The following is a 12692-nucleotide window of genomic DNA, read 5'->3' as shown; positions in this document are numbered from 1 at the left end:
TCGCTTTTTCGCACTTTTTTGCCTTGTACTATCGTCGCTCGCTACCTTTTTCAGAGGTTCCTTAGAGATGGATCGGGCGCTTAAAAATCCAGTGCAGGTGCTTTGTTAGGATGAATTTCTTACTAATGGTGATTCGTGGGCGTCAGCATTGGTCATCGCCGGTAGCCGCTGCGGATAAGGCTGCCTATAATGGCTACCCTTTTGCACAACGATTGAGTGGAGCAGGTGATGGCCGAACGTACGGCATTCGTCGAGCGCAACACACTGGAGACCCAAATCAAGGTCTCGATCAACCTAGATGGTACTGGCAAGGCGCGATTCGACATCGGCGTGCCATTTCTTGAGCATATGCTTGACCAGATCGCTCGCCACGGCCTGATTGATCTCGATATCGAGTGTAAAGGCGACCTGCACATTGACGACCACCACACCGTCGAAGATGTTGGCATTACCCTCGGCCAGGCGTTTACCAAAGCCATCGGCGACAAAAAAGGCATGACTCGTTACGGCCACTCTTATGTGCCGTTGGACGAAGCGCTGTCGCGAGTGGTCATCGACTTCTCGGGTCGTCCTGGCTTGCAGATGCATGTGCCATTCACCCGTGCGGTCGTTGGCGGTTTTGACGTTGACCTGTTTCAGGAGTTTTTCCAAGGCTTCGTTAACCACGCACTGGTGAGTCTGCACATCGACAATCTGCGCGGCACCAATACGCACCACCAGATCGAAACCGTGTTCAAGGCATTCGGTCGCGCGTTGCGTATGGCGGTTGAGCTTGATCCGCGTATGGCTGGTCAGATGCCGTCGACCAAGGGCGTGCTCTGATGCAGACAGTCGCCGTGATTGACTACGGCATGGGCAACCTGCACTCGGTGTCCAAGGCGCTTGAGCACGTTGGCGCAGGCCGCGTGCTAGTGACCAGCGATGCTCAGGTGATTCGCGAAGCTGACCGCGTAGTGTTTCCCGGCGTCGGTGCGATTCGTGACTGCATGGCTGAAATCCGTCGTTTGGGTTTCGACCAGCTAGTGCGTGAAGTCAGTCAGGATCGCCCGTTCCTTGGCATTTGCGTGGGTATGCAGGCGTTGATGGATCGCAGCGAAGAGAATGGCGGCATAGATTGCATTGGCCAGTTTCCCGGCTCCGTGCGTTTCTTTGGCAAGGGCCAGGTTGAAGATGGCGAAGCGCTGAAAGTACCGCACATGGGCTGGAATGAAGTCGCGCAAACGGTCAAGCACCCGCTGTGGCACAACATCCCTGACATGGCGCGCTTCTACTTCGTGCACAGCTACTACATCGAAGCGGGCAATCCTAAGCAAGTGGTTGGTCGCGGGCATTACGGCAACGATTTTGCCGCAGCGCTGGCTGATGGCTCGCGCTTTGCCGTGCAGTTCCATCCAGAAAAAAGCCACACCCATGGCCTGCAATTGCTGCAGAACTTCGCGGCATGGGACGGTCGCTGGTAAATGGCTCGGGCCAAGGATAAAGCCGCTATTCTGGCCCTTGAGCCTGCTCAGGAGGCGGCTGCCGTGGCCAGCCTGCAGAAGTTTCTCGATCAGCGCTTCGAACTTGAGTTGGGCTCGTTTGAAGTGCAGGAGATTCTCGAGCTGTTCAACCGCGAGATCGCGCCGCTTTACTACAACAAGGCTGTTGATGATGTGCAAACCGTGCTTAGAGACCGGTTTGAGAGCATCGAAAGCGACTTGTGGGCACTCGAAAAAAGTTAACGAACCGCTGAACCGCCCCGCACAGGCTTGAGGCATTCAGCGGCTCTCTTGGATTAATGATAAGACTTGAATAGGTTCAACCGATGCTGATTATCCCCGCGATTGACCTCAAAGACGGCGCCTGTGTGCGTCTGCGCCAAGGCCGTATGGAAGACTCAACGGTGTTTTCCGATGACCCGGTGAGCATGGCTGCCAAGTGGGTAGACGGTGGCTGCCGTCGCTTGCATCTGGTCGATCTGAATGGCGCATTCGAAGGCCAGCCGGTCAATGGCGATGTGGTCACTGCAATCGCCAAGCGCTACCCAAATCTGCCGATCCAGATCGGTGGCGGTATTCGCTCGCTGGAAACCATCGAGCACTACGTTAAAGCGGGCGTCAGCTACGTGATCATCGGCACCAAGGCGGTCAAGCAACCAGAGTTTGTGGCTGAGGCCTGCAAAGCCTTTCCGGGTAAAGTCATTGTCGGCCTGGATGCCAAAGACGGTTTTGTCGCCACCGACGGTTGGGCTGAAGTCAGCAGCGTCCAGGTGATTGACCTGGCCAAGCGCTTTGAAGCTGATGGCGTCTCGGCCATCGTTTATACCGATATCGCCAAAGACGGCATGATGCAAGGTTGCAACGTACCTTTCACTGCGGCATTGGCGGCGGCGACTTCGATTCCGGTCATTGCTTCTGGCGGTATCCACAACCTCGGTGATATCAAAAGCCTGCTGGCCGCTAAAGCCCCGGGCATTATTGGTGCAATCACCGGTCGGGCGATTTACGAAGGCACCTTGGACGTTGCTGAAGCGCAGGCATTTTGCGACAGCTACACGGGTTGAGCGACTCGCTTCGGTAGGTGGGCAACCCGTGCGTTGTCCACCCTAAACAGGATTTCATCATGGCACTGGCAAAACGTATTATTCCCTGCCTCGACGTCGACAATGGCCGCGTGGTTAAAGGGGTTAAATTCGAGAACATCCGCGATGCCGGTGACCCGGTAGAAATTGCCCGTCGTTATGATGAGCAGGGCGCTGACGAGATTACCTTTCTCGACATCACCGCAAGCGTTGATGGCCGCGACACCACTTTGCATACCGTTGAACGCATGGCCAGCCAGGTGTTTATCCCGCTGACCGTTGGTGGCGGGGTGCGCACGGTGATGGATATTCGTAACCTGCTCAATGCCGGCGCTGACAAAGTCTCGATCAACACCGCTGCGGTGTTTAACCCCGAGTTTGTGGGTGAGGCTGCGCAGCGCTTTGGGTCGCAGTGCATTGTTGTCGCGATTGACGCCAAGCGGGTTTCTGGCCCAGGCGAAACCCCGCGCTGGGAAATTTTCACTCATGGCGGGCGCAAGCCAACTGGGCTGGATGCGGTGCTGTGGGCGAAAAAGATGGAGGACCTCGGCGCTGGCGAAATTCTCCTGACCAGCATGGATCAAGACGGCATGAAGAGCGGCTTTGATCTGGGCGTTACCCGGGCGATCAGCGAGAGCGTGGGGATTCCGGTTATTGCGTCCGGTGGCGTGGGTAATCTCGAGCATTTAGCTGACGGGATTATTGAGGGCAAAGCGGCTGCGGTTCTTGCGGCCAGTATTTTTCACTTCGGTGAATACACCGTGCCTGAAGCTAAAGCCTACATGGCCAGCCGCGGCATTGTTGTGCGTTAGTCTTTCCAATGCTCTATCTCGGGTCACGGGGAGGTGACCTGAGTCGCAGCTATACACATCCAATTGTTGTCTGCATAAAAACAGGGCTAGTCTAGCCCGCCTAAAATTATAAGTTCTGAATTAGGGTTGTGATTGATGTTGAAGCGTCTGTTGTTGGCAAGTGCTGGGGCACTGCTATTGATGTCTGCGGTGGCGAGAGCCGAGATTGATGAAAACTACCGCATGGTCTTACTGACCGAAAACTTCCCGCCATACAACATGGCGATCAACGGTAAAAACTTCGCTCAGGAAGATAATCTCGACGGTATTGCCGTGGATATCGTGCGTGAAATGTTCAAGCGTGCAGGTATTCAGTACAGCCTGACACTGCGCTTTCCTTGGGACCGTATCTACAAATTGGCGCTAGAGAAGCCGAACTACGGTGTCTTCGTGACCGCGCGTTTGCCTGAGCGTGAGAAGCTGTTCAAGTGGGTTGGGCCAATCGGTCCCGATGACTGGGTTCTTTTAGCCCGTGGCGATAGCAACATTACCGTAAAGAATCTCGAAGAAGCCAAGCAGTACAAAATTGGCGCGTATAAGGGTGATGCGATTGCCCAGCACCTGGAAGAGCAGGGGTTGTCTCCAATCACTGCATTGCGCGATCAGCTCAATGCTACTAAGTTGATGGCTGGGCAGATTGACCTCTGGGCCACCGGGGATCCAGCCGGGCGTTATCTCGCTAAGCAAGAAGGAGTTTCTGGCTTGAAGACAATCCTGCGTTTTGACACGGCTGAGCTATATCTGGCACTCAATAACCAAGTGCCGGATGAGGTGGTACAGAAGCTGCAGGCTGAGTTGGACAAGATGCGCGAAGAGGGCTTTGTCGACGACACCCTCAATAGCTATCTGTGAAACCAAACGGGCCTTTTAAGGCCCGTTTGTTTAAGGGGAGTATGAGGGTTGCGCCGCAGCCCTGCGGGCATAGGCGTTGCTAGCCAATAATCACAATACATAAGGGCGGGGTAAGCAAGATGCTGAAGTTAGTGAAGAGCGGTCTGTTGTTCGGGCTGGCGCTGATGGCAAGCGCGGCACATGCAGAGTTACCAGAAGACTACAAAGTAGTGTTACTGACTGAGAACTTTCCACCCTTTAACATGGCGGTGGACGATAAAAACTTTGCTCGCGATGATGGGATCGACGGCATTAGCGCTGACATAGTGCGGGAGATGTTTAAGCGTGCGGGGATCAAGTACACGCTGACGCTGCGCTTTCCATGGGATCGCTTGTATCGCCTGACCTTGGATAAACCCAACTACGGCCTGTTCTCGACCACCTACACCGAAGAGCGTAAACCACTGTTCAAGTGGGTTGGGCCACTGGCTAAGACCGGCTGGGTGTTGCTTGCAGCGCCTGGCAATGACATCAAGGTTGCCAATCTCAAGGACTCGGCGCAGTACAAAGTCGGTGCCTACAAGAACGACGCAGTGAGTCAGGCGTTAGAGAGCGAAGGGCTGAAGCCAATCAATGCGTTGCGCGATCAGGAAAACGTCAAGAAATTGATCTCCGGCAAGATTGACCTCTGGGCAACGACCGATCCTGTGGGGCGTTATATCGCCAAGCAAGGGGGTGTCAGTGGGCTTAATACAGTGCTGCGCTTCAAGGAAGCTGAGCTGTATCTGGCATTGAACAAAGACACCCCGGATGAAGTCGTGCAGCGTCTGCAGAAAGCACTGGATGAGTTGCGTACCGAAGGTTTCATTGATGACATGACCAACAGTTACCTATAACTGTGCACAATAAAAACCGGTCTGGCGATAAGCCAAGCCGGTTTTTTTGTGGCTGCAGTTTGGGCTAACAACTCAGATATTTATTGGCATCAAGGGTGAATGAAAACCGCGCCATTCACCCTGCGTAGCTGCCGACCTACTGTAGGGTGCGACAACGCGAAGCTTGTCCACCAAGGTTCAAACAGCAACGTGTTTGCCCTTGGTGTTCGAGGGTTTGCTTAGTTACGAGTGATGTTCAGGCCTTTGAGCAGGCTTAATGCCTGGCTCAACTGGAAGTCATCATCTTGTGGGCGCGCTTGAGCTGCTTTAGCGCTGCTGCTTGGTTTGTCAGCGCCGCCGTTACCGTTGCCCAAGTGACCTTGCAGGTCTGCCTCTTTATAGTTGAGGCTTGATGCTGGGCCTTCGCGGGTGAGCTTGGCACGATTGACTTCAATGTCCGGAACAATGCCCTGAGCCTGGATCGAGCGGCCATTGGGGGTGAAGTAAAGCGCGGTGGTCAGTTTCAGCGCGCGGTCGTTGTTGAGAGGAAGCACGGTTTGTACTGAACCTTTACCGAAGCTGTCAGTGCCCATTAGCACGCCACGCTTGTGGTCTTGCAGGGCGCCGGCGACAATTTCAGATGCCGAAGCGCTGCCGCCGTTGATCAATACCACCAGCGGTACACCTTCACTGGCGTCAGCTGGGTCTGCGGAGAAGCGCAGCTCAGAATTGGCGATGCGACCTTTGGTGTAAACGATCAAACCCTTCTTGAGGAAGTTATCGGTTACTTCAACCGCCGCCTGTAACACACCGCCTGGGTTGTTACGCAGGTCGAGAACCAGGCCGCTGAGTTTCTTGCCATTGTCTTTGCGCAGCTTGTTCAGGGCTTTGCCGACTTCTTCACCGGTGTTGACCTGGAACTGAGAAATGCGAATGTAGCCGTAGCCAGTCTCCAGCATCTGGCTCTTGACGCTTTTCACCTTGATCGCGGCGCGCACCAACTCAACCACGAACGGTTTGCCGCCGTCACGAACGATCGTCAATTTGATTTTACTGCCAGCCTTGCCGCGCATCTTGTCGACAGCATCGAGCATCGACAGGCCTTTGGTAGGCTGGTCGTCGATTTTGATAATCAGGTCGCCCGGTTGAATGCCAGCTCTTGAAGCTGGAGTGTCATCAATCGGTGAGACGACTTTAACGAAGCCATCTTCCATGCCCACTTCAATGCCGAGCCCACCGAATTCGCCGCTGGTGCTTTCTTGCAGATCAGCGAAATCCTCTGGCCCGAGGTAAGCGGAGTGCGGGTCGAGGTTGCTGATCATGCCTTTAATGGCGTTTTCCAGCAGTTCCTTATCGGTCACCGGCTCAACGTAAGAACTCTTGATGCGGTCCATCACCTCAACGAAGGTGCGCAGCTCATCAAGGGGCAATGGCGCCTTATCACTGGCCGTAGCCGTTGCTGGAGCAATGATCTCTGCAGCATGTGACAGTGATACGCCGCTCAGCAGGGCGATCGCTAAGGCCAGAGAGGTAAGGCGGGACAAATGCGGCATGTCGAACGGACTCCTACGGAATAAATAAGCGCTTATCCTTGCGCGCGGCACCATTGTGCCGGATCGCTAGGGCGACCCTTCTGGCGAATTGCAAAATACAATGCAGGCGTACTTTGCCCGCCACTGGTGCCTACTGTTGCTATAGGATCGCCAGCTTTAACCACTTCTCCAGCGTCCCTGAGTAAGCTCTGATTGTGCCCGTACAGGCTCAAATAACCATTGCCGTGATCGAGAATGACCAGAAGTCCGGCTCCACGCAACCAGTCAGCGAAAACTACACGACCGCCATGTACGGCGCGGACCTGGCTACCAGCGGTTGCGCTGATTAGTACGCCATCCCACTTGGTTCGAGCGTCTCCACCACGCGGGGTTCCGTAGCGTGCTAGTAAACGGCCATTAACTGGCCAAGGTAGCTTGCCGCGGGCGTTGGCGAATTTACCGCCGTAGACCGCGCCAGCGCTGACAACTGGCCCGCTCGCGCTAGCGGCGGGTGAGCCTGAAGAACTGTTCTGTTGTTTTGCCTGGTTGGCGGCGGCCAATGCTCTTTGCCGTGCTGCTTCGGCTTCACGGGCCTGCCGAGCGAGAGTTTCATCGATGGTTTTGATGACTTTGGCCAACTGCGCCTGATCGCGCTGACGGGCTTTGAGCTTTTTGTCGCGCGCCGAGTAGTCTTTGTTCAGTTTGGCCAGAGCAACCTGACGTTCCTTGCGCACCTGAGCAAGCTTTTCAGTCTGGGTGTCTAGCGTGTTTTTTTGCTCAAGTAGCTGGTGCTGCTGGGCGGTGATGTCATTTTCGACGTTAGCCAATTGGCGCAGGGTTTCGTTGAAGGTATTCAACTGCTCCATGCGCGCCTTACTGACATAGTCGTAATAAGTCATGGTGCGCGAGAATTTCTCGGGATTTTGCTGGTTGAGCAGCAGCTTGATGTACTCCTGGCGACCGCTTTGGTAGGCCGCTCTGGCTTGAATCCCGATCAGGCGTTGCTGTTCAATTCGTGCGCTCTGGAGTTTTTTTTTCTCTGTTTCGAGGCGCTTGATCTCTTCTGCACCGTCGTCGAGCTGTTCTTGCAGGCCTTTGACCTGCTTTTCCAGCTCGCCCATCTCGGTTTCCGTCTGTTTCAGCGATTTCTGTATGCCAGATTTTTCCTGCTGAATTTTTTGCAGCAGCTTCTTCAGCTCGACGACATCTGACTGGGCGGCATTAAGTTTTTTTTGCGCGTCAGTTTTCTCGTCTGCGAATGCAGGGGAGAGTAAGCACGTCATCAATATCAGAATTAGGGCGCGAAACATGGGGCGGGGCATACCTGTGCATAAAGTGGCTCTAGTATGCCCGTGGTCTGGAGCAAAAAAAATGCCCCAGACCAGCGGGCTGAGGCATTTGTGGATTTTATCGACCAATCCTCACTTATCGAAGGTCAGAATGCTGGTGCCGGTCATCTCGCTTGGCACCGGCAAACCCAGCAACGTAAGCATGGTTGGGGCGATATCTGCCAGTACAGCGCCATCACGGACTTGGGTGTCGCGCTTGCCAACATAAATAAATGGCACCGGCTCACAGGTATGCGCAGTGTGCGCTTGGCCAGTTGATTCATCTTCCATTTGCTCAACATTGCCGTGGTCGGCGGTAATCAACGCTTCACCACCTACTTTATCGAGCGCGCTGACAATGCGCCCGACACAGCTGTCCAGGCATTCCACTGCGGCCACTGCGGCGGCGAATACGCCGGTATGGCCGACCATGTCGCCGTTGGCATAATTGACCACGATGACGTCGTAACGTTGGTTCTCAATGGCATCGACGATTTTGTCAGTGACTTCCGGCGCGCTCATTTGCGGCTGCAAGTCATAGGTGGCGACATTCGGCGATGGAATCAGGATGCGCTCTTCACCGGCAAATGGCTCTTCACGGCCGCCTGAGAAAAAGAACGTCACGTGGGCGTATTTTTCGGTTTCGGCGATGCGCAGTTGCGTCTTGCCGTTGTTGGCCAGGTACTCGCCGAGCACATTGGTCAATGGCGTCGGTTTGAATGCGCTCGGTGTATCGATGCTGGCTGCGTACTGTGTGAGCATGATGAAACCAGCGAGCTGGGGAACGCGGGCACGGCTGAACTCACTGAAGTCTGGCTCGACGAAGCTGCGCGTCAGTTCACGCGCACGGTCTGCGCGAAAGTTCATGAAAATGACGGCATCGCCGTCTGCAACCGATACCGCGTCGCCAATAGTGGTCGCTTTAACGAATTCATCGCTTTCACCACGTGCGTAGGCTGCTTCAAGGCCCGCGCTGGCGTTTGCTGCGTTGAACTGGCCTTGACCATTGGCAATCAGGCTATAGGCTTGCTCGACACGGTCCCAACGATTGTCGCGGTCCATGGCGAAGTAGCGGCCGATGATGCTGGCGATACGCCCTTTGCCGAGCTTGGCGAAAGTGCTGTCGAGTAGATCGATCGATGTTTGCGCGCTCTTTGGCGGCGTATCGCGACCATCAAGAAAAGCATGCAGATAAATTTTTTCAGCGCCGCGCTTTACCGCCAGTTCAACCATGGCGGCAATGTGATCTTGGTGGCTATGTACGCCGCCGTCGGAGAGCAGGCCGAGAATATGCACGGCTTTAGCGTTATTTACCGCGTCATCAACTGCTTGGTTGATGACTGGGTTGTCGAAAAACTCGCCATCACGAATGGCTTTGGTCACGCGGGTAAAGTCTTGGTACACCACCCGGCCAGCGCCGAGGTTCATGTGGCCTACTTCTGAATTGCCCATTTGACCGTCTGGCAGGCCAACGTCCATGCCACTGCCGGAGATCAAACCGTGCGGTTGTGTCGCACGCAAGTGATCGTAGACCGGTGTATTGGCGGCAAAAATGGCGTTGTGTTCGGGGCTGTCACTGTGCCCGAAACCATCAAGAATGATCAGTACCAAAGGTTTTGGCGTGGCGCTCATAAAGCTGGCTCACTCTGTTGTAGGCATAAAGATTGACCATTTTAAGGCCTAGCGGCTATCAAGTCACCGCTGGACGGGGTTTGGCCGACTTGTGGGGCTGTGTATACTGGCCGGCATTTTACCGTCCTGGAATTTCCTGATGCTTGCCAACGCCATTGAATTTGTCACTAACCACTATTTGCTTGTCGGCACTTTCGTAATCCTGCTTGTGTTGTTGCTGGTTACTGAGCTGCGAAAGGGCGGCAAGAGCTTGAGCAGCCGTGAGCTGACCGCGTTGCTTAATAGCGAGCAAGGGGTCGCACTGGATGTGCGCTCGCAAAAAGATTTCTCCGCTGGCCATATTGTGGGTGCGCTGCACATTCCCTACGACAAGGTCGCGACTCGTATGGCAGAACTAGAAAAACACAAGGCTAAAACCATTGTTGTAATTGATGCTGCCGGTCAACATGCGGGTACAGCTGCGCGTGATCTGCAAAAAGCGGGCTTCACCGCAGCAAAATTGTCGGGTGGGATGTCCACTTGGCGTGGTGATAACTTACCTGTGGTGAAGTGAGATGGAAGTCGTCATCTACTCAAGCGACTATTGCCCCTACTGCGTGCGTGCCAAGCAATTGCTGGTGAACAAAGGGGTGGCCTTCACTGAAATGCGCGTCGATGGTAATTCTGCACTGCGTGCAGAAATGACACGTAAAGCAGGTAGAACTTCGGTTCCACAGATTTGGATCGGCGAAACCCATGTGGGTGGTAGCGACGAACTTCATGCCTTGGAGCGCGCCGGCAAGCTCGACGCCTTGCTCAAGGCATAACGGTAAGACTTTAAATTCTGCTTTAACTAATAAGAAGGCATTGGTATGACTGAACAAGCAAACAATGGTGCGGGCGCAACTGAAGAACAAACTCCACAGTTCTCGCTGCAGCGTATCTACGTACGTGACCTTTCCTTCGAAGCACCGAAAAGCCCAGAGATTTTCCGTAAGGAATGGACGCCTACGGTCGAGATGGATCTGAACACTCGACAGAAACCTCTGGACGGTGACTTCCATGAAATCGTGCTGACTTTGTCTGTGACCGTTAAGAACGGTGAAGAAGTTGCCTTCATTGCTGAAGTTCAGCAGGCGGGTATCTTCCTGATCAAAGGTCTGGATGGCGCATCGATGAGCCACACCCTTGGCGCTTTCTGCCCGAACATCTTGTTCCCATACGCCCGCGAAACCCTGGACAGCTTGGTTGTCCGCGGCTCGTTCCCTGCGTTGATGCTGGCGCCGGTGAACTTCGATGCACTGTACGCCCAGGAGCTACAGCGTCTGCAGCAAGCGGCACCAGAAACCACAGCTTAATAAGGCATCAGCCTGAGTTGAGTTGCTCATAAAAAACGCCCCTCGGGGCGTTTTTTATGACTGCAGCTTAATTAGCGGGCTTGGCCTGGTTCGTTGGCGGCATGGCAAAACCTTGTTGGCGCCATGCCTCGTAAACCGCAACGGCTACGGTATTCGACAGGTTCAGGCTGCGACAGCCTTCACGCATCGGCAAGCGCACACACTGCTCAACGGGCAGCGCGTCACGCACCTCCTGCGGCAAGCCGCGACTTTCCGGACCAAATAGAAATGCGTCACCTGCTTGATAACTCACTTCGTGGAAGCCTTGCGTGCCTTTGGTGGTGAAAGCGAACACCCGTGGCTGGCCGAGGCTGGCCAGGCAGCTCTCAAGGTCTGTATGGCGCTGTAGCGTGGCGTACTCGTGGTAATCCAACCCTGCGCGCCGCAGACGTTTATCATCCAACTCAAAGCCGATTGGCTCGATTAAATGCAGGCTGCATCCGCTATTGGCGCAGAGCCTGATAATGTTGCCGGTATTGGGTGGTATTTCTGGTTGAAAAAGGATGACGTGAAACATGCGCGGCTCCGAGCGTGAAGGCGGGCAGTATTCTACTCCCGATACGGGTGATCGGCCTCGTCCTTGGTTACAAGTGATTGGCTCCTTGGCCATTTTTGGCTTTTTAATCGGTTTAATGTTTGGTGATTTGTTTCGCCCGGATGCCTTGCGTCTTGATCGTATCGAGGTGCGGGAGGCTGGGCTGCAGCTGTGGTTCAACGAGCAACCAGCCCCGCAAAGCGGCGAGTACAACGGCGCTTATGTGCTGCGTTTGCGAACGCTGGGGCGCGAGCAGCAAGGCCAGTTACAGCTCAATGGGCGAGCGGTTAACTGGCGGTTGCAAAGAGATGAGCGGGATATGGTGTTAACGGTTATTGCGGCCCGCCCTCTGCGCGGCGAATGGCGCGCTGAAGAGGTAGACGGGCAATGGCGGCTGAGCGTCAGCCTGCAAGAGCAATAAAAGAGGGGAATCCCCGGCCTGCCTGTACCAAGGCCCCCAAAACTGGAGTTGCTTAGGTATATGCAGGCAGTATGCCAACTTTTGTATTGCGCCTTGATGTCAGGAAAGACGGGCTGTTTGCGCCATAGAAAGCTTATTGCAACGGACTTTGAATCCCAAAAAGTGTCTCTCATGAGTGCATACGCTCCATTTGAGCGCCGTTTTTGGGCATGGCTTATTCTCGGTGATGGCAGGTTTATTGCGAAAGCTGCTTGGTTGAGGTCATTAACCAGCCGCTGCCAATTGATTGCTTATTCATGCTCTGGAATATCCGGTTCTACAAGCCGCGCTAGCTGCTCGAGAGACTCTTGCCAGCCCAAGTAGCACATTTCTTCTGGAATCACAGAAGGAATGCCTTCTTGAACAATGCGGACGTCGGTTCCGCAGGAAACGGCTTTTAGATCGATCGATACCATCATTTCACCGGGAAGGTGTTTGCTGTCAAAGCGGTCTATATGTTGAATTCGCTTGTGAGGGACTAACTCAACGTATTCAGCGCTGAAAGAATGGCTGCTTGCACTGCCGAAGTTGGTGAAGGACATCTGGTAACCGCCACCGACGCGAACATCCATTGCGTGGATTGTCCCGATGAAACCATACGGGGGTAGCCAGCGTTCCAAAGCGCCTTTATCGGTAAAGGCTTTATAAATGCGCTCAGGCGGTGCCCGTAGCACACGGTGTAGTTGCACTGTACCGGTAGGCATCGCATTCT

General features: G+C 54.4%; 16 protein-coding genes. 11 read left to right on the top strand and 5 right to left on the bottom strand.

Annotated features, from left to right (window positions below; genetic code table 11):
* The first annotated feature begins 228 nt into the window (after positions 1 to 228).
* The 7 genes from hisB (at position 229) to B9K09_RS20510 (ending at position 5138) form a co-directional block, all read left to right on the top strand.
* Positions 229 to 822, top strand: a complete 594-nt coding sequence (hisB, locus tag B9K09_RS20540) for an imidazoleglycerol-phosphate dehydratase HisB (RefSeq protein WP_010488624.1) — start codon at positions 229 to 231, stop codon at positions 820 to 822.
* Complete coding sequence (hisH, locus tag B9K09_RS20535) at positions 822 to 1460, top strand: imidazole glycerol phosphate synthase subunit HisH (protein ID WP_087518546.1); 639 nt, start codon at positions 822 to 824, stop codon at positions 1458 to 1460. The genes hisB and hisH overlap by 1 nt, the downstream gene beginning before the upstream one ends.
* Positions 1461 to 1721, top strand: coding sequence for a DUF2164 domain-containing protein (locus B9K09_RS20530; protein WP_087518545.1), 261 nt, complete (start codon positions 1461 to 1463; stop codon positions 1719 to 1721).
* An 83-nt stretch (positions 1722 to 1804) separates the two neighbouring features.
* Entirely contained in the window at positions 1805 to 2542 is a 738-nt protein-coding gene (gene hisA, locus B9K09_RS20525) for a 1-(5-phosphoribosyl)-5-[(5-phosphoribosylamino)methylideneamino]imidazole-4-carboxamide isomerase (protein WP_087518544.1), read from the top strand.
* Between the two features lie 59 nt (positions 2543 to 2601).
* The gene (gene hisF, locus B9K09_RS20520; RefSeq protein ID WP_087518543.1) at positions 2602 to 3372 is read left to right on the top strand and encodes an imidazole glycerol phosphate synthase subunit HisF; all 771 of its coding nucleotides are present in this window, start codon (positions 2602 to 2604) and stop codon (positions 3370 to 3372) included.
* A 135-nt stretch (positions 3373 to 3507) separates the two neighbouring features.
* Positions 3508 to 4263, top strand: a complete 756-nt coding sequence (locus B9K09_RS20515) for a substrate-binding periplasmic protein (protein WP_371917423.1) — start codon at positions 3508 to 3510, stop codon at positions 4261 to 4263.
* A gap of 119 nt (positions 4264 to 4382) precedes the next feature.
* Positions 4383 to 5138 (top strand): ABC transporter substrate-binding protein, encoded by a 756-nt coding sequence (locus B9K09_RS20510; RefSeq protein WP_087518542.1) that lies wholly within the window; start codon positions 4383 to 4385, stop codon positions 5136 to 5138.
* A gap of 218 nt (positions 5139 to 5356) precedes the next feature.
* Here B9K09_RS20510 and B9K09_RS20505 read toward each other — a convergent pair whose 3' ends face one another.
* The 3 genes from B9K09_RS20505 to gpmI form a co-directional block, all read right to left on the bottom strand.
* Positions 5357 to 6670, bottom strand: coding sequence for a S41 family peptidase (locus B9K09_RS20505; RefSeq protein ID WP_087518541.1), 1314 nt, complete (start codon positions 6668 to 6670; stop codon positions 5357 to 5359).
* Between the two features lie 32 nt (positions 6671 to 6702).
* On the bottom strand, positions 6703 to 7959 hold the full coding sequence (locus B9K09_RS20500; protein WP_087518540.1) for a murein hydrolase activator EnvC: 1257 nt from the start codon (positions 7957 to 7959) through the stop codon (positions 6703 to 6705).
* Between the two features lie 111 nt (positions 7960 to 8070).
* A complete protein-coding gene (gene gpmI, locus B9K09_RS20495; protein WP_087518539.1) occupies positions 8071 to 9609 on the bottom strand; it encodes a 2,3-bisphosphoglycerate-independent phosphoglycerate mutase in 1539 nt (512 codons plus the stop codon).
* A gap of 139 nt (positions 9610 to 9748) precedes the next feature.
* Between gpmI and B9K09_RS20490 the strand changes: the two genes are divergently transcribed.
* From B9K09_RS20490 to secB, 3 genes are read left to right on the top strand one after another with little or no spacing between them, the layout of a single operon-like run.
* On the top strand, positions 9749 to 10162 hold the full coding sequence (locus tag B9K09_RS20490; protein WP_087518538.1) for a rhodanese-like domain-containing protein: 414 nt from the start codon (positions 9749 to 9751) through the stop codon (positions 10160 to 10162).
* A gap of 1 nt (position 10163) precedes the next feature.
* Complete coding sequence (grxC, locus tag B9K09_RS20485; protein WP_087518537.1) at positions 10164 to 10415, top strand: glutaredoxin 3; 252 nt, start codon at positions 10164 to 10166, stop codon at positions 10413 to 10415.
* Between the two features lie 45 nt (positions 10416 to 10460).
* Complete coding sequence (gene secB / locus B9K09_RS20480) at positions 10461 to 10946, top strand: protein-export chaperone SecB (RefSeq protein ID WP_087518536.1); 486 nt, start codon at positions 10461 to 10463, stop codon at positions 10944 to 10946.
* 67 nt (positions 10947 to 11013) lie between these two features.
* On the opposite strand, the gene trmL is transcribed toward secB, so the two are convergent.
* Positions 11014 to 11502 carry a tRNA (uridine(34)/cytosine(34)/5-carboxymethylaminomethyluridine(34)-2'-O)-methyltransferase TrmL gene (gene trmL, locus B9K09_RS20475; protein WP_087518535.1) on the bottom strand — a complete coding sequence of 163 codons (489 nt, stop codon included), beginning with the start codon at positions 11500 to 11502 and terminating at the stop codon, positions 11014 to 11016.
* Between trmL and B9K09_RS20470 the strand changes: the two genes are divergently transcribed.
* On the top strand, positions 11501 to 11941 hold the full coding sequence (locus B9K09_RS20470; RefSeq protein ID WP_087518534.1) for a hypothetical protein: 441 nt from the start codon (positions 11501 to 11503) through the stop codon (positions 11939 to 11941). The two genes, trmL and B9K09_RS20470, sit on opposite strands and share 2 nt — an antisense overlap.
* A 290-nt stretch (positions 11942 to 12231) precedes the next feature.
* Here B9K09_RS20470 and B9K09_RS20465 read toward each other — a convergent pair whose 3' ends face one another.
* A complete protein-coding gene (locus B9K09_RS20465) occupies positions 12232 to 12684 on the bottom strand; it encodes an SRPBCC family protein (RefSeq protein WP_087518533.1) in 453 nt (150 codons plus the stop codon).
* Positions 12685 to 12692: the final 8 nt, after the last annotated feature.

This window comes from Pseudomonas sp. M30-35 (assembly GCF_002163625.1).
Taxonomy (GTDB): domain Bacteria; phylum Pseudomonadota; class Gammaproteobacteria; order Pseudomonadales; family Pseudomonadaceae; genus Aquipseudomonas.
This window is presented reverse-complemented; position numbering and strand designations above follow the sequence as displayed.